The 24,941-nt window shown below is 44.1% G+C and carries 22 protein-coding genes; 15 read left to right on the top strand and 7 right to left on the bottom strand.

The genetic code is table 11. From position 1 onward, the window contains the following. Positions 1 to 11: 11 nt before the first annotated feature. A complete protein-coding gene (locus ASULF_RS02140; RefSeq protein ID WP_236609700.1) occupies positions 12 to 1,028 on the bottom strand; it encodes an AI-2E family transporter in 1,017 nt (338 codons plus the stop codon). Then, a complete protein-coding gene (locus tag ASULF_RS02135; RefSeq protein WP_236609699.1) occupies positions 1,009 to 1,728 on the bottom strand; it encodes an RNA methyltransferase in 720 nt (239 codons plus the stop codon). The genes ASULF_RS02140 and ASULF_RS02135 overlap by 20 nt, the downstream gene beginning before the upstream one ends. A gap of 202 nt (positions 1,729 to 1,930) precedes the next feature. Here ASULF_RS02135 and hisH point away from each other — a divergent pair, with 202 nt between their 5' ends. After that, a complete protein-coding gene (gene hisH / locus ASULF_RS02130; RefSeq protein WP_015590052.1) occupies positions 1,931 to 2,524 on the top strand; it encodes an imidazole glycerol phosphate synthase subunit HisH in 594 nt (197 codons plus the stop codon). Here the strand turns inward: hisH and ASULF_RS02125 are convergent. Continuing rightward, complete coding sequence (locus tag ASULF_RS02125; protein ID WP_015590051.1) at positions 2,521 to 3,075, bottom strand: ribbon-helix-helix protein, CopG family; 555 nt, start codon at positions 3,073 to 3,075, stop codon at positions 2,521 to 2,523. The two genes, hisH and ASULF_RS02125, sit on opposite strands and share 4 nt — an antisense overlap. A 127-nt stretch (positions 3,076 to 3,202) precedes the next feature. Here ASULF_RS02125 and ASULF_RS02120 point away from each other — a divergent pair, with 127 nt between their 5' ends. Continuing rightward, positions 3,203 to 4,579 carry an NAD(P)-dependent malic enzyme gene (locus ASULF_RS02120; protein ID WP_015590050.1) on the top strand — a complete coding sequence of 459 codons (1,377 nt, stop codon included), beginning with the start codon at positions 3,203 to 3,205 and terminating at the stop codon, positions 4,577 to 4,579. 41 nt (positions 4,580 to 4,620) lie between these two features. Beyond that, positions 4,621 to 5,274: an NADPH-dependent F420 reductase gene (gene npdG / locus ASULF_RS02115; RefSeq protein ID WP_015590049.1), complete on the top strand. Its 654-nt coding sequence runs from the start codon at positions 4,621 to 4,623 to the stop codon at positions 5,272 to 5,274. Between the two features lie 154 nt (positions 5,275 to 5,428). On the opposite strand, the gene ASULF_RS02110 is transcribed toward npdG, so the two are convergent. Continuing rightward, on the bottom strand, positions 5,429 to 6,559 hold the full coding sequence (locus ASULF_RS02110) for a 4Fe-4S binding protein (protein WP_015590048.1): 1,131 nt from the start codon (positions 6,557 to 6,559) through the stop codon (positions 5,429 to 5,431). Between the two features lie 254 nt (positions 6,560 to 6,813). Between ASULF_RS02110 and ASULF_RS02105 the strand changes: the two genes are divergently transcribed. From ASULF_RS02105 to larE, 9 genes are all read left to right on the top strand, one after another. After that, positions 6,814 to 7,500, top strand: a complete 687-nt coding sequence (locus ASULF_RS02105) for an FmdE family protein (RefSeq protein WP_015590047.1) — start codon at positions 6,814 to 6,816, stop codon at positions 7,498 to 7,500. Positions 7,501 to 7,561: 61 nt separating this feature from the next. Next, a complete protein-coding gene (locus ASULF_RS02100) occupies positions 7,562 to 7,915 on the top strand; it encodes an ABC transporter ATP-binding protein (protein WP_015590046.1) in 354 nt (117 codons plus the stop codon). Between the two features lies 1 nt (position 7,916). Next, complete coding sequence (locus ASULF_RS02095) at positions 7,917 to 8,936, top strand: methyltransferase (protein WP_015590045.1); 1,020 nt, start codon at positions 7,917 to 7,919, stop codon at positions 8,934 to 8,936. 174 nt (positions 8,937 to 9,110) lie between these two features. Then, positions 9,111 to 10,124, top strand: coding sequence for a phosphoribosylaminoimidazolesuccinocarboxamide synthase (purC, locus tag ASULF_RS02090; protein ID WP_015590044.1), 1,014 nt, complete (start codon positions 9,111 to 9,113; stop codon positions 10,122 to 10,124). A gap of 9 nt (positions 10,125 to 10,133) precedes the next feature. Beyond that, positions 10,134 to 11,222, top strand: coding sequence for a glutamine-hydrolyzing carbamoyl-phosphate synthase small subunit (gene carA, locus ASULF_RS02085; RefSeq protein WP_015590043.1), 1,089 nt, complete (start codon positions 10,134 to 10,136; stop codon positions 11,220 to 11,222). An 11-nt stretch (positions 11,223 to 11,233) separates the two neighbouring features. Next, complete coding sequence (carB, locus tag ASULF_RS02080) at positions 11,234 to 14,476, top strand: carbamoyl-phosphate synthase large subunit (protein WP_015590042.1); 3,243 nt, start codon at positions 11,234 to 11,236, stop codon at positions 14,474 to 14,476. Further along, a complete protein-coding gene (larB, locus tag ASULF_RS02075) occupies positions 14,476 to 15,240 on the top strand; it encodes a nickel pincer cofactor biosynthesis protein LarB (RefSeq protein WP_015590041.1) in 765 nt (254 codons plus the stop codon). Before carB ends, larB begins: the two co-directional genes overlap by 1 nt. After that, the gene (locus ASULF_RS02070; protein WP_015590040.1) at positions 15,237 to 16,337 is read left to right on the top strand and encodes a formate--phosphoribosylaminoimidazolecarboxamide ligase; all 1,101 of its coding nucleotides are present in this window, start codon (positions 15,237 to 15,239) and stop codon (positions 16,335 to 16,337) included. The genes larB and ASULF_RS02070 overlap by 4 nt, the downstream gene beginning before the upstream one ends. 25 nt (positions 16,338 to 16,362) lie before the next feature. Continuing rightward, positions 16,363 to 17,139 carry an ATP-dependent sacrificial sulfur transferase LarE gene (gene larE, locus ASULF_RS02065; protein WP_015590039.1) on the top strand — a complete coding sequence of 259 codons (777 nt, stop codon included), beginning with the start codon at positions 16,363 to 16,365 and terminating at the stop codon, positions 17,137 to 17,139. A 440-nt stretch (positions 17,140 to 17,579) separates the two neighbouring features. Here the strand turns inward: larE and icd are convergent, their stop codons facing one another. The 3 genes from icd to ASULF_RS02050 form a co-directional block, all read right to left on the bottom strand. After that, positions 17,580 to 18,815 carry an isocitrate dehydrogenase (NADP(+)) gene (gene icd / locus ASULF_RS02060; protein ID WP_015590038.1) on the bottom strand — a complete coding sequence of 412 codons (1,236 nt, stop codon included), beginning with the start codon at positions 18,813 to 18,815 and terminating at the stop codon, positions 17,580 to 17,582. A gap of 83 nt (positions 18,816 to 18,898) precedes the next feature. After that, complete coding sequence (locus tag ASULF_RS02055; RefSeq protein WP_015590037.1) at positions 18,899 to 19,579, bottom strand: TIGR00153 family protein; 681 nt, start codon at positions 19,577 to 19,579, stop codon at positions 18,899 to 18,901. Beyond that, positions 19,576 to 20,577 carry an inorganic phosphate transporter gene (locus ASULF_RS02050; RefSeq protein WP_015590036.1) on the bottom strand — a complete coding sequence of 334 codons (1,002 nt, stop codon included), beginning with the start codon at positions 20,575 to 20,577 and terminating at the stop codon, positions 19,576 to 19,578. The genes ASULF_RS02055 and ASULF_RS02050 overlap by 4 nt, the downstream gene beginning before the upstream one ends. A 230-nt stretch (positions 20,578 to 20,807) precedes the next feature. Here ASULF_RS02050 and ASULF_RS02045 point away from each other — a divergent pair, with 230 nt between their 5' ends. The 3 genes from ASULF_RS02045 to ASULF_RS02035 are packed head-to-tail and all read left to right on the top strand — an operon-like array spanning position 20,808 to position 24,297. Further along, positions 20,808 to 21,704 carry an ABC transporter ATP-binding protein gene (locus tag ASULF_RS02045; protein WP_015590035.1) on the top strand — a complete coding sequence of 299 codons (897 nt, stop codon included), beginning with the start codon at positions 20,808 to 20,810 and terminating at the stop codon, positions 21,702 to 21,704. Beyond that, entirely contained in the window at positions 21,701 to 22,618 is a 918-nt protein-coding gene (locus ASULF_RS02040) for an ABC transporter permease (RefSeq protein WP_015590034.1), read from the top strand. The genes ASULF_RS02045 and ASULF_RS02040 overlap by 4 nt, the downstream gene beginning before the upstream one ends. Continuing rightward, entirely contained in the window at positions 22,615 to 24,297 is a 1,683-nt protein-coding gene (locus tag ASULF_RS02035; protein WP_015590033.1) for a COG1470 family protein, read from the top strand. The genes ASULF_RS02040 and ASULF_RS02035 overlap by 4 nt, the downstream gene beginning before the upstream one ends. Positions 24,298 to 24,941: the final 644 nt, after the last annotated feature.

The raw sequence follows: 24,941 nt of genomic DNA, 5'->3' as shown, positions 1-24,941 counted from the left end.
AGATGAAAAAGCTATCTCGTGTAGATGTTGTATATTGCTGTAACCAAACCGGCTATCATCGGGGCTAAGAAGAAACCCGTTACTCCAGCAACCATACCTCCCCCAATGAAAGACAGGAGGATTATCAGAGGATGAATTCTTGATGTGTATGACAAAAGGTATGGCCTGAGAATGAGCTCCGGAAGTATGTAAAGAAAGATCGCACCCAGAACAATGAACCATATCGCAGCATGCACGCTCTGCAGGGCTATGTAGATCGTAACCGGAATTAAAACCATCCACTCAGCGAAAACCGGTATCAAAGCTGCGAGGAAAATCAAGCCAGATAGGAGGGCAGTGTATGGAATGTTGAATGCCAGGAAGAAAGGTATGCTTGCTATACCTATCAAAACGGCAACAGCGAAATTCCCAAACCACAAGCCCAGAAAAACGTTGTCAACTTCCTCTATGAAGTTGCCGAACTTGGTTCTGTACTCATCCGGGATTATTCTCAGGGATTTTTTGATGAAGGTGTCTCCATCAGCAAGGGCATAAAAGCAAACGACCATCGAGATGAAGAAGTTCATGACAAATGAGATTATCTTGAAAGTGAGGTCTATCGCGCTCATTTGCAAAATGTTCTTGGAAATGAAGGAAAGTATATTCGGTATGAAGGACTCGATCTGCTTTATATAGTACTCGCTCAGGCCAGAGTCCTTGAGGATGTCTATTATCTGATCCTGAAATTCTTTCTGGTGGGTTATGATGTTCGCAGCCTGCATTATTCCCTGAAATATTCCATAAAAGAGCAGAATTGAAACAGGGACGAGAATAATCAGGGTTGCTATGAGGGATGATACGTTTTTGTTCATTTTAGTGTCCAGCTTCTTTTTGATCGGCTTCGCAACATAAGAGAAAGCTACTCCCATCAGTATTCCATCTAGCAAGGGGGAGAAGAAGTACACCATCAGTGAGAGGGTTGCGACTATCCCGATAAAGAGCATCAAAATCCATTTGTCCGGCTTGATCCTATCGCTTCTCATTTCCATCGAATCTTCCCAATTTTTCAATGTATTCTTTAATCTTCCTCACAACACCCAGGTAGGTTGTATATTCGTTTTTGGTCATCAAAGCCCTTGAATTCACTCTCTTCAGCATCAGCAGCGTTCTCGGTATTCTGTGCTTCGGATACCTCACAACATTGAGTAAATCTTCGAAGTATGATATAAGCCTGTCTATCTCGGCATTTTTAACATAGCATTTCTCCTCGATCTTATAAGCTTCTCCCCTTAGCTCATAAAGAAGCACGGCCACAGCATGACTCACATTCATGACCGGGTATTCCGGGCTGGTTGGAACTGAAACCAGCACATCACACAGCTTTATCTCCTCATTGTAAAGCCCATAGTCCTCCCTGCCAAAAAGAATCGATATTGATGGTGCCTTACCCTTCAAATGCTCTGATAGCTCATCCGGATAGAAAACCGGTTTTCTTAGATATGTTTCATCGCTTAAAGTTGTTATTCCAGTGGTTCCAACAACGAGGCTCTTTTCCGATAGATAATCCTCCAAGTTTTCCACAATCAGAGCATTCTCAAGCACATCTTTCGCGTGGCTTGCGGTGATGTATGACTCATCGGAGACGTTGCAGTTGTACAGCACCAGATTCTTGAAGCCGAAATTTTTCATAACCCTCGCTACAAAGCCTATGTTTTCCGGGGTTTTCAGTTCAACGAGGCAGACATCCATGACCATCTGAATAGCTTTATCGCAACAATATTTTTGATTTTTGTTGTAGAACTGCTATTTGTTACGGGTATTGCCTTTGATCCACTTTGGTTGTTCTGGTGTGTTGCCTTAGCTTACGCTGGTTCTGTTGGCTAAAGTTATTTCATAATAGTCCCAGCACCTTCCCGAAATTTTTTTAAGTCTCCGAAATCTCTTCTCTAAAGTGATCTCGATTGTTGATTATGGTGTAGGGAATCTAAAGAGTATAAAAAAAGCCCTTGAGATGGTCGGGGCAAAAACGAAGATAACAAGAGATTTGGAAGATCTGAAGAACTCTTCTGGAATCGTTCTGCCCGGTGTGGGTGCTGTTAGGCCGGCAATGGAGAAACTAAAAGAATTGAAGGAATTCATAAAAAGCACGGATGTACCTGTGCTGGGAATCTGCCTTGGAATGCAGTTGTTCGCAACCCTTAGCTATGAAGGCGGAGAGGTTGAATGTCTGAACATAATTCCCGGAGTCGTTAGGAAATTCCAGGATGATGTTGGAAAGATCCCGCACATGGGGTGGAATCAGATCGAGATCGTTAAGGATAATGAACTACTGCATGGAATAGAGAGTGGAACATTCTTCTATTTCGTCCATTCCTACTTCCTTGAAACTGAAAAAAGCTTCATTTTAACAGAAACAGATTACGGCATTTCCTTTGCCTCAGCAGTAAGCAAGGACAATTACTATGGTGTACAGTTCCATCCGGAAAAGAGTGGAGATGACGGAATTAAGCTCCTCGAGAACTTCTACAGGATCTGCAGGGCTTAATCCTTCTTTCTAACTTTAACGATTCTCAATTTTCCATATCCTTCATAGATCTCAACCGGATTATTCTGAGCTTTAAAGAGATTCTCGAGAAAGACTTTGAGGAACTTTTGAGATGTGTGCGTGGATAAAACGAGCGTGTAGCATCCCTCTCCGTCTATCTTGAGTCTGAACCAGTTGCCAACCTCCATGTATCTTAAGATATCATAAACATCGGTCATGCCCTTGTTCAGATACTGTATCCCATGCTCATAGCCTATCCTCTCCATAATTTCCCAGAATTCTTCCGATGAGTTCCTGTTCAACTCCTCCCACATCGCAGTCCAGTGCTCTATATCGACAATACAGTGCTCTCCATCGGAGAGAAAGTCCGTGTATATCTTTGTCACATCCGGTGTAATTCTTGTTGTCGCATTCTCAAGTTCGAAATATGTATTTATGGCTCTTCTTATAATTTCAGAAACAGTTGTGTTCTTTTTTCGGACGAGTATATTGAGCATCTCTTCCGTCTTTTTGTCAAGAGCTACCGAAACTCTCGTGTACTTTTTGCTCATTAGAGTTTTCCTGAGATATATAGTTAATAAAGTTTATGCATAACGCGTACAATTTTCGATACTTTATTAAAAAATTCGGGAAAGCGTTATTTAGTTAATAATAAAACATTGTAAATAGGTGGAAGATATGAAGGTTACAGTCGAAGAATTGCTGGAAAAAGCTAAACTTCCTGAAAAAATCTCAAGCTCATGGCATAAACACTACAGAGGTAAAATAGAGATTGTTCCGAAATGTGCTATCAGAGACCTAGGAGATTTCAGTGTGTGGTATACTCCCGGAGTTGCGAAACCTTGCTTGGAAATAGCAGAGGATCCTGAGAAGGTGTACGATTACACGAACAAATGGAATACTGTTGCAATCGTCACAGATGGCACAAGAGTTCTCGGTCTCGGAGATATTGGACCTAAAGCTGCCCTTCCAGTTATGGAGGGAAAGGCATTGCTGTTCAAGTATCTGGGTGGGGTTGATGCGATTCCTATTGTTCTGGATGAAAAGGATCCTGACAGGTTTATCGAGGTAGTCAAGGCTATCTCTCCAACATTTGGAGGTATCAACCTGGAGGATATATCCAAGCCAAAGTGCTTTTACATCCTCGACAGGCTCAGAGAGGAGCTTGACATCCCGGTATGGCATGATGATCAGCAGGGTACAGCCACAGCAACTCTCGCAGCAACACTTGGAGCCTTGAAGGTTGTTGGTAAGAAACTTTCAGAAGTTTACATATCAGTAATAGGTGTTGGAGCCGCAAATGTCGCAGCCGTGAGGCTTCTGATAAAGGCTGGAGCGGATCCAAAGAAGATATTCATAGTTGACAGCAAGGGAATTCTGCATCCAAACAGAAAGGATATCGAGGCCGGGAAAGATAAAGATCCATACAAGTGGAGATACTGCCTCGAAACGAACGGCGAGGGCAGAGAGGGAGGGATGGCAGAGGCAATTGAGGGGACGGATGTGCTGATTGCAGCGAGCAAACCGGGCCCAGGAGTTATCAGGAAGGAATGGGTCGAGAAGATGAATGATGATGCCATCGTTTTCCTTGAGGCGAATCCAATACCAGAGATGTGGCCGTGGGAGGCTAAGGAAGCTGGAGCGAGGATAGTCGGGACTGGTAGAAGTGACTTTCCGAATCAGGTGAACAATTCCTTGGTGTTCCCAGCAGTTTTCAGGGGTGTTCTGGAAGTCAGGGCGAGAACGATAACCGATGAGATGGCAATCGAGGCTGCAAAAGCCCTTGTGGCTTATGCGGAGAGAAAGGGTTTGAGCGAAGATTATGTGATACCAAAAATGTCAGAGCCAGATGTCTTTCCAGAAGTTGCCACAGCCACAGCAATGAAGGCTATCGAGCAGGGAGTTGCAAGGCTGAAGCTTTCGAAAGAAGATGTTTATGAAAGAGCAAAAGACATAATACTCACAACCGAAGAAAAAATAAAAATGTTGATGGAAAAGGGTTTCATTAGTAAGCCCCCGAACGGGGTTGAACTCAACCTGTCCGTGATAGAATAATTTGAGAGACCAAAGCCAACCAAAACCATATCGGTGGTTCAATGAAGATAGCCCTGATAGGAGGTACTGGGCATTTAGGAAGAGGTTTGGCCATTCGCTTGGCCATGAACGGCTACGATGTTATAATTGGATCCAGAGGGCTTGAAAAGGCGAAGAGGGTTGCTGAGGAGTACAACAGCGTACTCCATAAAATCAGTTCCGCAAGAGTCAGGGGGCTGGCCAATGAGGATGCCGCTGAAGAGTGCGAGATAGCCATTTTCGCCATCCCATGGAGGCACGCTTTCTCAACCGCTGAAAAGCTGAGGGGCAAGCTTAAAGGTAAGATTGTGATCTCACCGCTCGTGCCAATGGAAAAGGATGGAGATGTCATGAGAATTTCCAAACTTCCCGAGGGGTCTGCAGCACAGAAGCTCGCTTCAATCCTTAAGGACAGCACTGTTATCTGCGCGTTCAACAATGTCCCGGCAGAGAGGTTTGCAGATCTGAATTCAAAGTTCGACTGGAGCGTTGCTGTTTGTGGAGACGACGATGATGCGAAGAAGAAGGTAATTGAGATCATAAACTCAATAGACGGGCTTGAAGCATTTGATGCTGGGCCTTTATCCATATCCTCATTCGTGGAGGGTATAACTCCACTCCTGATCAACATCATGCTCAGAAACAAGAAGAAAGGATTGGGTGTTAAGTTTTCATGATATTTTCATAATCATTTCCTTTGGAGCCATTGACAAATTTATTTGATTCTATATTAAGTTCATTTGATGAACGCGGCAATATGGCTAACAGCCATGGAAGTTCTGAAAAAGAAAAAACCTGAAATGGTTGAGGAATTCGAAAACTAGAAAAAATTCAAGTTTTTACCTCCCTTATTGTTATTGCTCCCGCAGGGCAGTTGGATGAGCATACTCCACACGCCGTGCAGGCTGATGAATCTACAACCACAGCCTTCCCGTGAGCGAGGTCAATCGTCAATCCTCCCTTGATTAACGGGCATAGAGAACTGCATATCCCGCAACCAAAGCAGTTATCGTTAACAGCTATAACAGATTTCTTGTTTACCTTCTTTCCATTCAGATGAATCTCAAGCAGATTTACATCATCGCTCAGTTCTCTCTCGATCTCTATGGCTCCAGCAGGACAGGAGTTCTCACAGACACCACAGAAGTTGCATCTATCAAGGAAGATAACCTCTTTTTCAGGTGTGTATCTGTACTGAATGGCCAGATTCGGGCATATCTCTTTGCAGATTGAGCAGTCAAGCCCGTAGCATTTCTCAGCCTTGAAGTGCTGTCTACCCTTGAACAGCCTGTTAACCCTTATCGCATTCTCTGGACAAACCTCTGCACAGATCCCGCATGTCGCACATCTGCTTTCATCAACCTCAACACGCCCTTCAAGAACATTACTTGCCTGGAGTCTGCATGAATCGCAGTGTACAGAGATAACATCCTTCGGGCAAACAGCAGAGCAGATCTCACAGTATATGCACCTATCCTCATTAATTTCAGGCCTGTCAGATACAGAAATTGCCTTCGTCGGGCAGAACATCACGCACAACCTGCAGTTGATACATCCATCCCTGATTTCGATCTTTCCTCCCCTTATCTTCCCGATGTTCAGCTTTCTCTTAACCGATATGGCATCATGTGGGCAGTTCTGCATGCACAACCCACAGTAGGTGCATTTGCTGTCATCTACACTTACCTTCTCGAATTCAAGCTCTTTTTTAAGGATTTCCGTAAAGATTCCCTTCTTTCCATCTCGCTTAACTGCCAGAGCCCCATACGGGCAGAAATCAGAGCATGTTCCGCAGAGGTTGCAGTTATCGCCTACTTCCGCAGTAAATCCCCCATCATCCCTGAAAACAGATATCGCGTTTCTTGGGCAAACAGATGTGCATATCTGACACCCCCTGCAGAGTTCGCCACTGAAGTATAGCTCTGAATTTGATTTCCTGTTGAGAAGTTCAGTTTGCACCATTACGCAACCGTGCAGTTATGCAATTTAAAAATTTAATCCGGTAATTATAAATGATTCACAACCAGCGAGGGTTTAATAAATACTGTAATTAAAATTAATGTTAATTGACTACCCTTTTTCATCGATTGTGTAAACCAAATTAGAAATATTACATCAAGCACAAATGCAACACCAATTTTGATACTAAATCATGGTAATTTTATGACTCCGTAGCAAAACATAAAACTTTTTTAATACCAAATTCAACTTAGGGTATGGGAAAAGATGATGATGTATACAGACTCATAGAAACTGCAAAGCAATTTCACGGCCATATCTGTCCATTTCTGGTTCTCGGGATTAAAGCATCAGTTATAGCTCTAAATAAGCTTGGAATAGATAGAGCCGAATATAAAGAGAGCGTTGGAGAGGAAATACTGGCTATTGTTGAATGTAACAACTGTTTTGCTGATGGTGTTCAGATAGCTACCGGCTGCACATTCGGGAACAACAGCCTGATCTACGCTGATATTGGAAAGAATGCCGTTACTGTTGTTAAAAGAGGAGAGTGGAAGGGTATCAGGGTTTATGTTGATGCTGAAAACATCAGGAGCAAGTACTTCCCAAAAGATGTACTGGAGCTGTTTGATAGGGTCATCGTCAGAAGAGAGGGAGACGAAAAAGAGCTAGAGGAATTCAGACAACTGTGGGAGGATATCGGGAGAGAGCTTGCTGGAGTTCCTGAGGAGGATTTCTGGATTAAGGAAGTTAATGTGAAACCAATAGAGAGGGCTCCAATTTTCAACAGTCTGAGGTGTTCAGTCTGTGGAGAGCTTGTAATGGAGACAAAAACAAGGAAAGACAGGGATGGGAAGGTTTTCTGCCTCGCCTGCCTGGATCATGTTCACAGCGTTGTTGGAAGGGGTATTGAACATTTCAACCCATTTGAGGTGATGAAATGAAGAGGTTATTGCTTGTTTTGCTCATTCTCTCGGTTGTAATGCTTGGCTGAAAATTAATGAGTTGAGTGGAGGAGAGCTGCAGAAAGTTGTTATAGCAAGAGCTTTAGCTCAGGAGCCGAAGATTCTCCTGCTCGACGAGCCGACAAACAACCTCGATCTCAAAAACCAGATCGAGCTTATGGATATTCTCAGAAGGATTGCTGAGGAGAGAAAAATTTCGGCAATTCTGACCATGCATGATCTCAACCTCGCTTCCATATACGCTGACAGAATAATCATGGTCAAAAATGGGAGGATTGTCGCAAATGGTGGGAGCGAGGTTCTGAATGAGAAGAATATAAGGCAGGTTTATGGGATCTCTGTTTCCGTTTTTGAAAAAGATGGAAAGAGGTTGATAGTTCCTGTGAGGTGTTAGAATGGAAGCCGTATATCGCTTTAACGAGCTTTTTATGGAACCTCCTGAAGAATTTGAGCCTTTCTTTGAGGACATTCTGAATGGGTTCAGGAAGTTCTTCCTGTTCAAAAGTGCCGTCGATGTAGGAATATTCGACATGCTTAAAGAACCAAAAACCCTGCACGAAATTGAATCGAAGACAGGATTCAACAACAAGATCCTCTTCCTGTTTCTTGAGAACCTTGTTAAGCTCGGGTTGTTGAGGAAAGATGGCGACAGATATGTGAACAGCGAGATGGCCGATAAGTTCCTGACAGATTCTCCATACTCCCAGCTGTACTATGTCAGGAATGCCATGGAGAGTTCGCTGATATGGCTCAACTTACCCAAAGCCCTGAAAGGTGAGCAGACAAGATTCAACATCGAGAACTTCTTTTCCCAGAGAATCATACACTCATTAGCACAGAACTCATTGCTCGGTGAGTTGCAGAGCACTGTTAAACTCATCTCTTCACTAAATTTCTTCAGAAAGGCAAGAAAGCTCCTAGATCTCGGAGGAGGGCATGGGCTTTATTCAATAGCGTTTACAATGCTGAATGAGAATCTGAAAGCTTATGTTTTCGATCTGCCAGATGTTGTAGAGGAGACAAAGAAGTACATAAGGAAGTACAATGCCAGAAGGGTTGATGTTATACCCGGAAACTTCTTCACGGATGAGCTCGGAGAGGATTACGACATCGTGTTCTCATCCTACAATCCAGGAGGGAAAAGGGCTGAACTGATTCCAAAGATATGGAGATGCTTGAAGAATGGAGGAATTTACATAAACCGGCAGTGTTTTCCCGAGTCCGACATAGATCTCGCAGATCTGCACTGGAATCTGTGGAACTTCGGAATAGAGAAGGGTCTGAAGGCCTATACATTTGAAGGAGATCTGAGCCTTGAGGGATATATAAACGCTTTAGAGGATACCGGCTTTGAAATACTGAATGTTTTCAAGATGAAAGATGATGTGAAGATGATCGTTGCGAGGAAGCTATAGACTTTTCTTTTTAAATTTTTATCTCGAATTCCAGAAAATTCCAGAAATTTTTAAGAAATGGGTAGCCAGTAGCCAATCAGATCAGCTAAAGAACAGTAAACATAAAACTGGTAAACATAAAACCCACCGATAATGGAAAAACATTTATTAAACAATTCACAGCAATCAATCTGGATGGGCAGTGTGAAAGATTTAAGGGTTATAGAGCATCCAGACGGTGAAAAAGCTGGAGTTGGAGTCTTCACTTTTTCAGATAGATACTCAGTTTTCGATTATGGAGAGATGCCCGACAAAATCGATGGAAAAGGTGCATCTCTCTGCCTGATCTCAGCCTACTTCTTCGAGAGGCTTGAAGAAGAGGGGATCGAGACGCATTATTTAGGACTGCTTGACGGAGAGAAGGTAAAGAGAATAGACGAGATTGAAAAGCCAGTAAATGAGATGAAAGTCAAGCTCTTCAGAGTTATAAAACCTCATAAGAACAATGGATACGACTACTCAGCCTTTAAGGAGGGTTTGAAGAACTATCTGATCCCGCTTGAGGTTATCTACAGAAACAAACTTCCTGAGGGTTCGAGTGTGTTCAGGAGACTTGAGAGAGGAGAGTTAAAGCTTGAGGATCTCGGCTTGAAGGAGAAGCCCGTTCCGGGCATGAAGTTAGAGCGACCAATAATCGACTTCAGCACCAAACTTGAAGATGAAGATCGATACCTCTCAGTTCAGGAAGCCAAAGAGATTTCCGGACTTGGAGAGAACCTTGAGAAGCTGATAGATTTAACGATGAAGATAAATGATATTATCACCAGGAGAATGGTCGAGATAGGCATCGAGAATGAGGATGGAAAGGTTGAGTTTGCTGTTGATGAGAAGGGCAGCATAGTTCTCGTTGATGCTGTCGGTACACCTGATGAGTGCAGGTTCAGCTACGATGGTTTCGAGCTGAGTAAGGAGATACTGAGAAGGCATTACAGAAAAACATACTGGTACAAGAGGCTGAGAGTTACAAAGGGAACCGAGAACTGGAGAAAGGTTATGGGAAGACCGCCCAACCTGCCCGAAAATCTCAGGGTTGCGGTATCGAACATGTACAAGGCCATCGCAAACGAGGTCATTGGCAGAAAGATATTCGATTGTCCAAGCCTGAAAGAGGTTGTGAAAGAGCTAAAGGAGATAAAGGAGTCCACTTAGGGTGATTCGATGAGTGATGAAATGAAGGGTGCCCTTGCACTCGAAGATGGAACCTTCATCGAAGGTTATGGTTTTGGAGCTGAAGGCTATGTTGAGGGTGAGCTCGTTTTCAACACCAGCATGACCGGTTATGTTGAAGCCCTTACAGATCCAAGCTACGCCGGGCAGATTTTGATGATGACATATCCGCTGATAGGCAACTACGGTGTCTGCGAGGAGGACTTTGAGAGCGATGGCATAAAGGTTGAGGGCTTTGTGATAAGAGAACTCTGCAGAGTTCCCAGCAATTGGAGGTGCAGAAAAAGCCTTGATGATTTTCTAAAGGAGTACAGCATTCCGGGGCTTGAGGGTGTTGACACAAGGGCTTTAACGAGAAAGACGAGAGTATATGGAGCGATGAAGGCTGTTCTCGCAGTTGGAGATTACGATAAGGATCAGATGCTCAAAAGGGCTGTTGAACAGCCATCTATAACCGAAGTAGATTTGGTTGACAGGGTATGCGTCAAAGAGCCAAAAAGGATTGAGGCTGATGGTAAGCTGGAGGTCGTTCTGGTTGATTGTGGCATAAAGAACAGCATAATAAGACAGCTTGTAAAGCGCGGGATTAACCTGACCGTGGTTCCATACAATTATCCTGCCGAGAAGATTAAGGAGCTTAATCCCGATGGTGTTTTCATCTCCAATGGTCCGGGAGATCCAATGAGGGTTAAGCCAACGATTGAGACGATAAGAAAGCTCGCAGGAGAATTTCCGATGGCGGGTATATGCCTCGGCAATCAGCTTGTGGCCTTAGCTCTGGGAGCCAAAACCTTCAAGCTCAAGTTTGGCCACAGAGGTGCCAACCAGCCCGTTAAGGATTATGAGACCGGGAGGGTTTTCATCTCAAGTCAGAATCACGGTTTTGCTGTGGATGAGAAAAGCCTTGATGGGACTGGCTTGGAAGTTACCCAGCTCAACTTAAACGATATGACCGTAGAGGGCATGAGGCATAAGGAATATCCACTCATCACGGTACAGTACCATCCCGAAGCTGGTCCCGGGCCACATGACACATACTTTTTCTTTGACAACTTCCACAGGCTTTTAAAGGAGTATTGAGAGGGAGAGCGATGCCTAAAAGAGAGGATTTGAGAAAAATAATGGTTATCGGTTCAGGACCAATTATAATAGGTCAGGCTGCAGAGTTCGACTATTCCGGAAGTCAGGCCTGCAAGGCTCTGAAGGAAGAAGGCTATGAGGTCGTGCTCGTGAACTCGAATCCAGCAACGATAATGACCGATCCGGAGATGGCAGATAAAACCTATATCGAGCCCATAACCGCTGATTTTGTTGCCAAGATTATCGAAAGGGAGGTTCCGGATGCCATTCTTCCAACACTCGGAGGACAGACAGCACTGAATGTTGCCGTTCAGCTTGGGGAGCTTGGTGTGCTCGACAGGTACGGCATAGAGCTGATAGGAGCGAAGCTTTCTGCTATAAAAAAGGCTGAGGACAGAGAGCTGTTCAAGAAGTCCATGGAGAAGATTGGGCTTGAGGTTCCCAAAAGCGACACGGCAAACAGTGTTGATGAGGCGCTGTCGATAGCAGAGGAAATTGGATATCCGGTTGTTATAAGACCTGCTTTCACGCTTGGTGGAACTGGCGGAGGGATAGCTTTCAACAGAGAGGAGCTGAAGGATATCGCTGAGAGAGGCCTTGAGATGTCGATGATCAACCAGATCCTAATTGAAGAAGGAGTTATTGGATGGAAAGAGTACGAGTTGGAGGTCATGAGGGATCTGGCCGACAATGTCGTGATAATATGCTCAATCGAGAACTTCGATCCGATGGGAGTCCACACGGGAGACAGCATAACGGTTGCTCCTGCCCAAACTCTCACGGATGTCGAGTATCAGTATCTCAGGGACTCGGCAATCAAGATCATAAGGGAGATTGGAGTTGAGACCGGAGGCAGCAACATCCAGTTCGCTGTGAATCCTGACAACGGCAGGGTTGTTGCGATAGAGATGAATCCGAGAGTTAGCCGATCATCTGCTCTGGCTTCGAAGGCAACCGGATTTCCGATAGCCAAGATTGCCGCAAAGCTTGCTATTGGATATACGCTCGATGAGATACCGAACGATATAACGAAGGAGACGCCAGCCAGCTTCGAGCCCACAATAGACTATGTTGTCGTCAAAATCCCGAGATTCGCTTTTGACAAGTTCCCAACAGCCGATCCAACCTTGGGCAGCCAGATGAAGAGCGTTGGAGAGGTCATGGCAATCGGAAGAACTTTTGAGGAGGCTCTGCAGAAGGCCCTGCGGAGCCTTGAGATTAGGAGATACGGAATCGGATGTGATGGTAGGGACAAGGATCCGAGCATGGATCACATACTGAAGAGGCTCGCCTCTCCTCACCCAAGCAGGATATTTTACATAAGATATGCCCTCCTGAAGGGTCTGAGCGTTGAAGAGATTTCAAGGCTGACGAAAATTGACCCATGGTTCATAACCAAGATAAAGAACATACTCGACCTTGAAAATGAGCTTAAAGAACTCTCGAAGAAGTACACGATAGAGGATTTGCCGAGGAAATACCTGCTGAAAGCGAAGAGATTTGGCTTCTCAGATGTGCAGCTCGCGTACATCTTCAAAACAACGGAGATGGAAGTGAGAAAGAGAAGGAAAGAGCTTGGAATCAATGCAGTTTACAAGATGGTCGATACTTGTGCTGCAGAGTTCGAGGCTAAAACTCCATACTACTACTCAACATATGAGGATGAGAATGAGGCCATACCGAGCAACAAAAAGAAGATCATGATCCTTGGTTCAGGCCCTAACAGGATAGGACAGGGAATAGAGTTCGATTATACCTGCGTTCACGGTGTTTTCAGCCTCAAAGAAGATGGTTATGAAACCATAATGGTAAACTGCAATCCTGAGACAGTTTCAACAGATTACGATACCTCTGACAGACTTTATTTCGAGCCAATAACCTTCGAGGATGTTTTGAACATATACGAAAATGAGGGAGCTGAAGGTATCATCGTCCAGTTCGGCGGGCAGACACCACTCAACATCACAAAAAATCTTGAGAAGGCTGGTGTCAGGATTCTCGGAACATCTCCGGACTCCATAGATATTGCTGAAGATAGAGAGAGGTTTTCAGACCTCATAGAGAGACTAGGTATTCCTCAACCTCCCAACGGAATTGCGTTCAGCCTTGAAGAGGCGAGGGAGATCGTCAAAAAGATAGGCTTCCCTGTTCTCGTCAGGCCATCGTATGTGCTTGGAGGCAGAGCAATGGTCATCGTCTATGACGAGCAGAGCTTCGAGAACTATGTTGCCGAGGCTTTCGATGTCAGCGAGGACAAGCCCGTGCTGATAGACAAATTCCTAGAGGATGCGATCGAGGTTGAGGTTGATGCCCTCTGCGATGGCGAGGATGTGCTGATTGGGGGCATAATGGAGCATGTCGAGGAGGCTGGAATCCACAGCGGTGACTCCGCTTGCGTTTTACCACCAATATCCCTCACTAATGAGCATATAGAGACGATCAAAGACTACACGAGGAAAATAGCCCTGGCTCTAAACGTGATTGGCCTGCTGAACATACAGTACGCGATAAAAGATAAGGTTTATGTGCTTGAAGTCAACCCGAGAGCGAGTAGGACAGTTCCCTTTGTCAGCAAAGCCACAGGAATTCCGCTTGCGAAAATAGCGGCAAAGCTCATGACAGGCAAGAAGCTCAGGGAGCTTGGAGTTAAGGAAGTTACTCCAAAACATGTTGCTGTGAAGGAGGCAGTGTTCCCATTCAATAAACTGCCAGGAGTTGATCCAATACTCGGACCTGAAATGAAAGCTACTGGAGAGGTTATGGGCATAGACTACGACTTCGGGCTTGCTTACTACAAGGCCGAGCTTGCAGCAGGTATGAGGCTGCCAACCGAGGGGACGGTTTTCATAAGCGTTAAGGAGGCTGACAGAGCCAAGATCCTTGAGGTTGCGAGAAAACTGAAGGAGATGGGATTCAGGATCCTCGCAACATCCGGAACTGCCACCTATCTGAGAGACAACGGTGTTGATGCCGAGGTTGTGCTGAAGGTCAGTGAGGGCAGACCAAATGTCATCGATGCGATCATAAACAGGAAGATCGACTTCATAATCAACACTCCTTCAGGAAAGAGGGGCAAGACTGAGGGATTTCTGATCAGAAGGGCTGCAGTCGATCACAACATTCCATACATAACCACGATAAGCGGTGCCAAGGCCGTTGTCAGGGCGATAGAGTCCATAAAGAGGAAAGGCTTTGAGGAAGTTATCGTTAAATCGATTCAGGAATACCACGAGGAGATAAGAGAGGGAATGTGATGGACATCAAAGAATTCAGGAGAATCCTTGAGATCGCAAAAGGCAAGCCAGATTTTATGGATGAACTTAACAGATTCTTCTACGAGCAGATAGAGGATTTCGCCAAGCTCGATCACCTCAGAATAGAGAGGGCCGGAAAGCCTGAAGCAATCTATGCTGAAGGGAAAAGCCCTGAAGAGGTCGTGAAGATAATAAAAAACGCCCTCAAACACCTGAAGGGTGTTCTGGTTACGAGAGCAAGCAAGGAGCAGATTGAGGAGATAAAGAAGGAGTTCAGAGACCGCAAGCTTGACATCTCTGAGAGATCAGGAACTGTTATTGTCGGAGAGAAGAGGGAGGTTATAGGAAAGGTCGCCATCATCTCCGCCGGAACATCTGACATTCCTGTTGCTGAGGAGGCTGTCAAGACATGCGAGTTTCTCGGGCTGGAGGTTAAGAAGTACTACGATGCCGGAGTTGCTGGAATACACAGGCTGATAAAACCCATCAAAGAGATAAACAGCGATAGTGTTGATTCCGTTATAGTGGTAGCAGGTATGGAGGGTGCTCTGCCATCGGTTGTTGCAGGACTTGTTGATGTTCCTGTAATTGCTGTTCCAACCTCGATTGGATATGGTGTTAGTTTAGGCGGTTTAACCGCTCTCTTCTCAATGCTCCAGAGCTGTTCCTCCGGAGTTGCGGTTGTCAATATAGATAACGGTTTTGGAGCGGGTGTTTTCGCTTATCTTATAAGCAGAACAATTCGTAAAAGGTTGAAATCATGAAAGAGCTTGATAGGTTAAGGAAAGAAATACTGGATGTTTTGAACTCGTATGATCACGAGAAGATAGCAATAGCAACCCTCGGCAGCCATTCAGCCCTGAACATACTTAAAGGAGCTAAGGAGGAGGGTTTCAGAACCGTATGCATTTGCAGAGAGAAGGAAAGGATAATTTACGAAAGCTTTGGTGTTGCTGATGAGATAATTGAAATAGATGATTATTCAGATTTACTCAGAAAAGACCTGCAAAGAGAGATTGCAGACATGAACGGAATTCTGATCCCTCATGGATCATTCAACGCATACATAGGGAAACTGGATGAGCTCAAGCTTCCGATATTCGGCAACAGGGAGCTTATGTACTGGGAGACCGTGAGGGAGATGCAGGACAGATGGCTGAACTCTGCCCTGAGTTCTGCCGGATTGAGGACTCCGAGGATAATTGAAAGGCCGGAGGATATCGATGGTTTGTGTATAGTCAAGTTTCCGGGAGCGAAAGGCGGCAAGGGATACTTTCTTGCCACAGGATATGATGATTTCCTCCAGAAATCCGAACAGATGCTTAAGCAGGGTTTGATAGAGGAGAAAGATCTGAAAGAGGTTTTCATTCAGGAGTACATAGTTGGAGCGAATGTCTATTTCTCTTACTTTTACTCTCCAGTTTTCAGCAGGGTGGAGCTTATAGCAGTCGATAGGAGATACGAGTCAAATGTGGATGGACTTGGAAGAATTCCGGCTGAGATTCAGATGAAAATGGAATTTTCACCAACATATACGGTTGTAGGAAACTATCCCGTTGTGCTGAGGGAGAGCCTGCTCTCTCAGGTTCTTAGGGCTGGAGAGGCTGTGGTTGAGGTTTCAAAGGAGATAGCCTATCCTGGGATGGTTGGGCCTTTCTGCTTGGAGGCTGTGTTCAACGAGAACGCTGAGATGATCGTTTTCGAGATATCAGCAAGAATCGTTGCTGGAACCAATGTTGGAATTCCAGCATCTCCATATTCCTACATACTGTTCGGAGAGAACATGTACATGGGCAAGAGAATAGCTAGAGAGATAAAGCTTGCTTTAGAGCAAGATATGCTTGAGGAGCTGATATTTTAGTGGTTAAGGTCCTGAGAGGTCTAAGATGAATCCGGAAAAAGAGATAGCAAAAATCAGGGAGGAGATTGCAAGCTTAGAGGGAAAAAAGGTTGTTGCATTCAGTGGAGGGGCTGATTCAACCTTGGTTGCGTACATATGCAAGATGGTTGATGAGGACAGCGTTGCGGTGACGATAAAGGGGGAAGCCATTCCAGAAAGGGAGATAGAGTACGCAAAGATGCTTGCAGAAAAGCTTGGCCTGAACCACAGAATTCTGGAGCTTTCACAGCTTAAAATACCCGGATTCATGCAGAATCCACCAGAGAGGTGTTACTACTGCAAGAAGGCCATGATCTACCGAACCATGGTCGAGTTCCCGAAGGCTAAGATACTGGACGGCAGCAACGCAAGCGATTTCTCCGACTACAGACCGGGGATAAAGGCTATAAAGGATTTGGGCGTCATAAGTCCCTTAAAGAACTACACCAAAGAGCAGGTCAGGGAGCTTGCAAAACAGTTAAAGCTTCCAAACTGGGATAAGCCTCCAGCCTCATGCACGGCTACGAGAGTTCAGTTCAACCACCAGATAACCAAGGATCTGCTCAGCAGGATCGAAAGAGCCGAGGACAGGTTGCTGGAGCTGGGATTCAGGGTTGTCAGGGTTAGAGTTTACCAGACATTCAATGGAGATGATGTCAGGCTACAGGTTGCTGAGGATGAGGTGAGCAGAGCATTTGAGATAAGAAAGGAGATAGCAAGCATTCTCAGGGAGTTTGGTTTCAGCCGTGTGGCTCTGGATGTGGAGGGTTACAGGGTTCTGTGATTTGGACTGTAATGGATTTCCGTGATTAAAAAATTCCCTCATGCTTTAGTTATTTTTTCAAGAATCGTCGGTTTTATCTCAGGACTCTTCTCCTTGCCAGAGGAGTTCATATAAGCTACTCCTCATGCCAGCCATCTCTTTCCAGATGTGTGAGCCCCTTTCAATAAACTCCGAACTGTTCTTAATGTCTTTCATGAATTACTCAAGAGACAAACCTTCTTTTTAATCCCCAAGCTCTTCAGTTTAGATGTCCTCTACTTCCAATTCGAAGAATGCCCATTGCTTCCAGACTCAGCGAGGATGTTCAGATTGTCCTCATTCCATCCCATATCTTTCTTTCAGCTCTTTCAAAAGTCAAGTTTATGAATCTTATAATAGATAGCGCGTGAAGCGGTAGATAAAACAAAACTCAGCAAGCAAACAAAAACCAAAATAAGAATTTAAAGGTTCTGAAGGTTCTTCACAACCTCCGCAGCGAATTCCCTCGTTCCAACGAGGTTGCCTCCAATGTGCCTGTGAATGTCGTAAGTCACGATACCGCTCTGAATAGTTTTTTCCACAGCCTTTTTGATCATCTCACTCGCTTCCTTCCATCCGAGGTACTCGAACATCAAAGCTCCTGTGAGGATTTCAGCAGTTGGATTAACTTTGTTCTGTCCCGCATACTTCGGAGCGGATCCATGTATTGGCTCAAAAACACCGATTCCATCACCTATGTTGGATCCCGGAGCTATGCCAAGTCCTCCAACCATCGCAGCGGCTGCATCGCTCATGTAATCTCCATTGAGATTCGGCATCGCAAGCACATCGTACTCGTCTGTTCTTGTAAGGATTTGCTGGAACATGTTGTCCGCTATTCTGTCTTTTATCACGATCTTGCCCTTAGCCTCACCGCCATAATTCTCCCACAGCTCTGTTTCTGTTATCGTTACATCCCCAAATTCCTCTCTTGCCACCTCATAGCCCCAGTCCCTGAAGGCTCCCTCGGTGTACTTCATTATATTTCCCTTATGAACCAAGGTAACGCTCTCTCTATTGTTGTCTATTGCATACTGTATCGCCATCCTCACGAGCCTTTTGGTTGCGAACTCACTTATCGGCTTTATTCCTATTCCAGAATCCTCCCTTATATTCACTCCAAGCTCATCAGCCAGAAATTTTATAACCTTGAGTGCTCCCTCACTTCCTCTAGGCCACTCCACACCGGAATAGACATCCTCCGTGTTCTCCCTGAAGATGACCATATCAACCTTCTCAGGATGTCTTATCGGACTTGGAACGCCGTTCAGATAGTAGATTGGCCTTACATTCGCATACAGGTCGAGCATCTGTCTTATCGTTACATTCAGGCTCCTGAATCCTCCGCCCACGGGAGTTGTCAGCGGTCCTTTCAAAGCAACCCTGAACTCCCTTATCGCATTTATCGTATCATCCGGCAGGTACTTCCCGTAAAGCCTGTAAGCATCCTCTCCAGCATAAACCTTAAACCATGAAATTTCTTTGCCATAAAGTTTCGCAGCTTCATCCAGAACCATTATAGCTGCGGGAACAACATCCTTTCCAATTCCATCTCCCTCGAAATAAGGTATAATCGGATTATCTGGAACCTTGAGCTTTCCGTCCTCGTACTCAATTTTTTCTCCCTGTTCTGGTGGCTTAACTTTCTCGTACTCCATATAGATTCCTCCCCGTTCAAATCCAAAAAATAAAGAGTTATAAAACTTTTTATTATAACGATAAAAAATTCAAAATCATTTAACTATCTTCCGAGAACCATCGTCCTCAACGAATCTGAGGCTCTTGCCGTGCTGTTGGCTATCTCTCCGAGGTGTATCACTATGTTCCTGAGCAGAATTATGTCAAGAAACTCCATATCGCTGTTGAAAAGCTTCTTGTGCAGAGCTATTTGCACTTTATCACACTCATGCTCTGTTTTTTCAATTTTGTCAACCTTTTCAAGTATCCCCCCGATCTCCTTTTTGCTGAGCGACCTCGCGATCCATTCCAGCATGTCATCGATCATCTCTTCATACAGGCAAACGATTTCGTTGAGCTTGTAGAGCAGATTTCTCAGCTTCTTCTCCACATCCTTATCCATGTTCTCCACGATCTTGTATGTGAACATGTGGCAGACATGCTCCGTATAGTTAATTATCTCGTCCTGAAATGCCAAAAATGTCAGAAGGTCCTGTCTATCGACCGGAAGTCTCAGGGATTTCGTAACATGAGTTCTGACTTCAGCTTTCAGCTTATCTGCCTCATGCTCGAGCGTGTCTATCTCCATTTCAATTTTCTCGACGGAAGCCATATCTCCCATTACAAAGGCTTCAAACTGATCGAGCAAATGATCGATCGCTACAACACAGTACTCACTGTGCTTGTGAATCGTCTTAAAGGGTGAGTATCCAAACACATCGGTGATAGATCTTATGAACCTCATATGAACACCACCATTAGCGTATATATCGTTATCGTGAGGGTTGCTGCTGCTGGAATTGTTAGTACCCAAGAGTATATAATTCTTTTAACCACACTTATGTCAACACTTGCCAATCCTCCAGCAAATCCAACTCCCAGAACGCTCCCCACAAGAGTATGGGTCGTGGAGATCGGCATTCCGAAGTATGAGGCTGACAGAACCGTAGTTGCGGTTGCGAATTCCGCTGAAAAACCTCTTGTAGGAGTTAACTCAGTTATTCTCTTTCCAACCGTCTCGATAACCCTGTAACCCCATGTAGCAACTCCGATGGCTATACCCAAGCCTCCAAGAGCCAAAATCCATGAAGGTGTTTCTGAGAAGCCAAAGGTCGCCGATATGGGCCCAACAGCATTGGCAACATCGTTGCTACCATGAGCAAAAGCGACATAGCATGCGGTTAAAACCTGAAGATACCTGAAAACACCTTCAACCTTATCAACATCCATATTAGACAAAATGAAAATCCTTATAAGAGAGAATATTATAAAAGCCAGTAAAGCTCCAGTAAGAGGAGATACAACCCAGCTCAAAGCTATTTTATACAGAACTCCCCACTTGATGCTCTCAAGAGGTATCAGATCCTCTGCAACCGCGGCAAAGCCAAATCCAAGCATAGCACCAACAATTGAGTGAGATGTTGACACAGGAAGATGATAGTATGTCGCGATCGTTATCCAGAGCCCCGCAGACAGAATGGCCGATAAAGCACCAATCGTAACTATTGTGGGATCAAGATGCTCTATTGGAACTATACCCTTTCCAACAGTCTTCGTTACCCTGCTACCGAACAGAAAAGCTCCAGAAAATTCCAGAATTCCAGCGATGATTATTATCTGCCTCAGCGTTAAAGCTCCACTTCCGTAAGATGTTGCCATCGAGTTCGCAGCGTCATTGGCGCCTATGTTCCAGGCCATATATATTGATACGAGCAGTGTGACGATGAACAGCGTTTCGATCATAACATCTCTCCTGTTCAGGTTTGTTCTGCTTTAACCTATAACCATTAATAAAATTAACTATTTCTTGATATCCCGAACATAATCAATTTTTTATAATGCACTTGCCGCAAAATACTTTCAATTTTAACATCCTCTCATTTTCAGTCTTTTTGAATGTATAAAATAATAAGATAGAATTGATAAAATAGGACAAAAACAAAATTTTTAAATTTAGATGTATTGCTCAAGTCATGATGATAGTTATCCAAAACCTAACAAAAATTTTTGGCAAATTTAAAGCTCTCGATAATTTAAATCTGGAAATTGATGATAACGAGGTTTTCGGATTTTTAGGCCCGAATGGTGCTGGAAAGACCACAACGATAAACATACTAATGGGCATGCTCCAGCCAACCTCTGGCAGAGTTGAGATATCCGGTATAGATGTTGTGAGAAATCCCTTTGAAGTTAAGAAAATCTGCGGGTATTTGCCAGAAAGAGTGGGATTCTACGATAACATGACTGCCCGACAAAACCTGCTGTACTTTTCAGAATTCTACAAAATTCCGAAAAACGAGGCTCTCAAGGAGATCGATGACTTGCTTGAGCTTGTTGGCCTTGCGGATTCTGCGGACAAAAAGGTTGGAGAGTTCAGCAAGGGTATGAAGCAGAGGCTAGGAATGGCCAACGCCCTCCTGAACGATCCCGAAGTTATATTTCTTGATGAGCCGACATCCGGTCTCGATCCGAAGGGTTCCGCAGATTTCAGGAAGATAATAAAGATGAAAAAGAAGGAAGGAAAGACAATATTCTTCTCATCCCACATTCTATCGGAAGTTAAAGAGGTCTGCGAGGTTGTCGGAATAATCTCGAAAGGCAGGCTAATTGCCAAAGGCAGGATCGATGAACTCGGCAAGGATAATGTGAGGATCCTGGTTGAGGCTGATCCAAAGCCCGATCCTTCCATATTCGAGGATTTTGGGGAAGTTAAAGCTGAAAATGACAGATTCTGGATAATTTCTGATAGAGATTGCAGAACTGAGATCTCAAAAAAGCTTTTTGAGGAGGGTTACCTAATAAAAGAACTCCATCTTGAGGAGCAAAATCTCGAGGAGATCTACCTTAGCCTTGTGGAGGGAGAGGCGTGAGTGTTGTTACGGTGGCGAAAAAAGAGTTCGTGGATCACATAACGAGCAAGAGATTTCTAATGTTTCTGGCAATAATACTGCTCCTTACAGTATTCTCTTTCCTCCAGGGGATTGGAGACTACAGAGCCACAAGAATATCGGTAATGGAATTTTTTGGATTCAGTGGTACGATCGGCCTATCATCTTTCGGATCTCTGCTCGGCCTTGCCATGGGATTCGACCTGATCTCAAAGGAGAGGGAGGGCGGCTCACTCAAGACCCTGCTATCCCATCCAGTTTACAGAGATCAGATAATCAACGGAAAGGCTCTGGGAGCTTTGATGGCTATAACACTGGTTGTTTTTCTCAACACTGTAATTGGATTAGGAATCGTGCTGATCAAAGGATTTACTCCAACGATAGATGATATGATAGCGATAGTAAAGTTCGCTTTGCTGACAATAGCATACATCTTCACATTCTTCTCGATCAGCCTGCTAACCTCAACAACCTCAAAAAACTCTGGAAGTTCACTTGTCAAAGCCATTGCCATTTTTATAGTCCTATCCTTCGTGATACCGTTCATAGGCTCGATCGTCTCAAACTACATCGTGGGTCCACCTCCAGATGTTTATACCCATGAGGTTCCCATCAGGGTTGGAGATGACAAAGCAAAGTATGAGGAAATTCAGAGAAAAATGGAGGAGCGAGAGAGGATTTTAAACGAGTACTACAAAAAGAAGAGAGCTATCAGTGAGCTATTCGAGATCTTCTCTCCCGGAATGAATTATATGAAGCTTATATCAAAAATATCAGAAAGTAACATGTTTTTTGAGAGTGAAGATGTAACAAAGAATTTCGTCGGCTTTGTTGTTCTGCCAGTAGTCATGTTCACTTTAAGCTATATCAGGTTCTTAAGGAGTGAGATAACATGACCAAAAAGAAGTACCTGTTTGTGGGAGTTTTGATATTGGCTCTGCTGACAGTTGGTTCGCTTCAAACATCGATTAAGAGCATAAATGCAATTCCCGGGCAGACAGTAACCTTTGATCTAACTATCCGAAACGATGGAGAGAGCACAAGAGACTATATGCTTTCATATAATGCACCTTCAGGATTTAACGGGAGGTTTCTCGTAAATGGTGTTGAGGTAAAGGAAATCTCTCTGAGCCCGTATTCCTCCATAACCGTCCAGTTCGAAGTGGATGTGCCAGATGATTTAAATGAGGGCATATACAACATCTGGGTCTCTGCTGGAGGGCAGGAGAGGCTTGAGATCAACATAGTGAATGTCGAAAAGCCTCTCAGAATAACCTCATCGATTACAGGCATAAAAGTTGAAGCGGGAGATGAGGTTTCCTTCCCGTTAAATGTCGAGAACAGACTGAATGCATACTATCCTGTTGATCTTAGCTGCAAGGTTCCAGAAAAATGGGAGTGCAGATTCTTCTATGGAGATAATCAGGTTTACAAAATAGTTCTTGGCCCAAAAGAAACCAGAACGATCTATTTCAGGGTTGAAAGTGATAGCTCTGCTGATGTTGGAGAATATGCCGTAAAGCCCATTCTCGGCAAGCAATCAATCACCCTGAATATCGAAATAACAAAGACCCACAAGGGCGAGAACGGTGTGCTGATACTGAAAGTATCAGATAAGGATGGAAAACCCGTCACCAACGCTGAAGTGAAGATCAACAACGAGACCTTCTACACATCAGGAGATGGTTCCGCACTGATAGAGGTTCCTGATGGATCGTACAAAGTCAAAATCAGTAAAGATGGATATTACGATAAAGAGGTCGATGTTGAAATAAAAGCCGGTAAGGAGATTGAGAAGTCCGTGCTTTTGGAGAAGAAAGCATACTTTGTTGAGATCTCAGTCAGCAATCCAAAAATAACATCAATAATTGGATATGAAAATCCGATGTTCAGGCTTAAAATAGAAAACATAGGCTACGCTGACGGAACATATACACTATCTGTTTCCGGACTGCCAGAGAACTTCTATGCCAGATTCAAAGAGAGTGCAGATTCTCCAGAGAGTATTTCAGAAGTTTTCATTAAGGGAGGGGAATCAAAGGATGTCTATCTGGAAGTTATCGTTCCTCCAAGAGCAAAAGTCGGTACCTACAATCTTACTGTACATGTCGAGGGTTACTGCTCTGCAACGAAAAATCTAACTCTAAACCTGAAAGGAGAGTACAGAGTATATTTCGAACCTGTTGGAGGCAGATATCTGATAATCTCCGAGCCGGGAGCGGAGGTTAAATATCAAGGGCTTCTAAGAAACACAGGTATAGGAGCAGATATAACAAACATAGAGATCTCAGTAGATGCTCCTGAGGGTTGGAAGGTAAATGTTGATCCTTCATCCTCTCCTGCCCTGAAAGCCGGAGACTTTCTGCCCATAAATATTCAGGCTAAGATCCCACCCAACACGATTCCAAGCGAGTACAAGCTTAAGCTCAAAATAAAGTCAGATCAGTTAGAGGAAACTGAGGAGATCAAGGTCGTTGTAAGGGAGAAGAGTTTCTCATGGATAATAGGTGGCATAGTAATCCTGAGTGCTGTAGTGCTGCTTGTGGTGATATTCAGAAAGTTCGGACGGAGATGAGCCATAGGCTATAAACCATGGTAAAACTCTTTTTTAAATTTTTTAGGTCTTTAAAAAGGAAATCTGTTGTCCTAGCACATATGATCACATACCGCTACAGTATGCTGTGCAACTGTGACTACTGGAGGGTTTGGTTACCTCTCATGCTATGCTGAACCGAGCCTGCTCTTCACAGATTTTGGTGCTTTCAAATTCCTTTGCAAAGTGGTTAGCTTTAATTTTAACGATTTTTAATTTTTAACGATTCCTCCCACCCCTTTATTTCCTGTGGAAACCATATACCTAGATAAGGTTTTAGATTTGTTGCCTTACTACCGTTGAGAGTATTGTCCTGATCAAAACTATTTATACTAAAACATAAAATCAGACTCATAAGCAGAAAGTTTACGAAGTTGTAAAGCACTTTGCTAGCAGAAGAGCTCGATCGTAAGGGTTATTGCAGGATATTTCGATGTTTAGCCAATTCATGTTGGGTGGAGTTAATGCTCACTCCTTTGAAACTTCCACCTTTGTTATTACAGTATTTGTCATTACAGAACAAAACATTAGCAGCTTTATTATACTTCCTCCTTGGACTCCCTTGAGAGAGACAAGCAACCTCATATCTCTGTTAGAATTTACAACTACAGACTTAAGAAGTCATA

This window comes from Archaeoglobus sulfaticallidus PM70-1 (assembly GCF_000385565.1).
GTDB lineage: Archaea > Halobacteriota > Archaeoglobi > Archaeoglobales > Archaeoglobaceae > Archaeoglobus_A > Archaeoglobus_A sulfaticallidus.
This window is presented reverse-complemented; position numbering and strand designations above follow the sequence as displayed.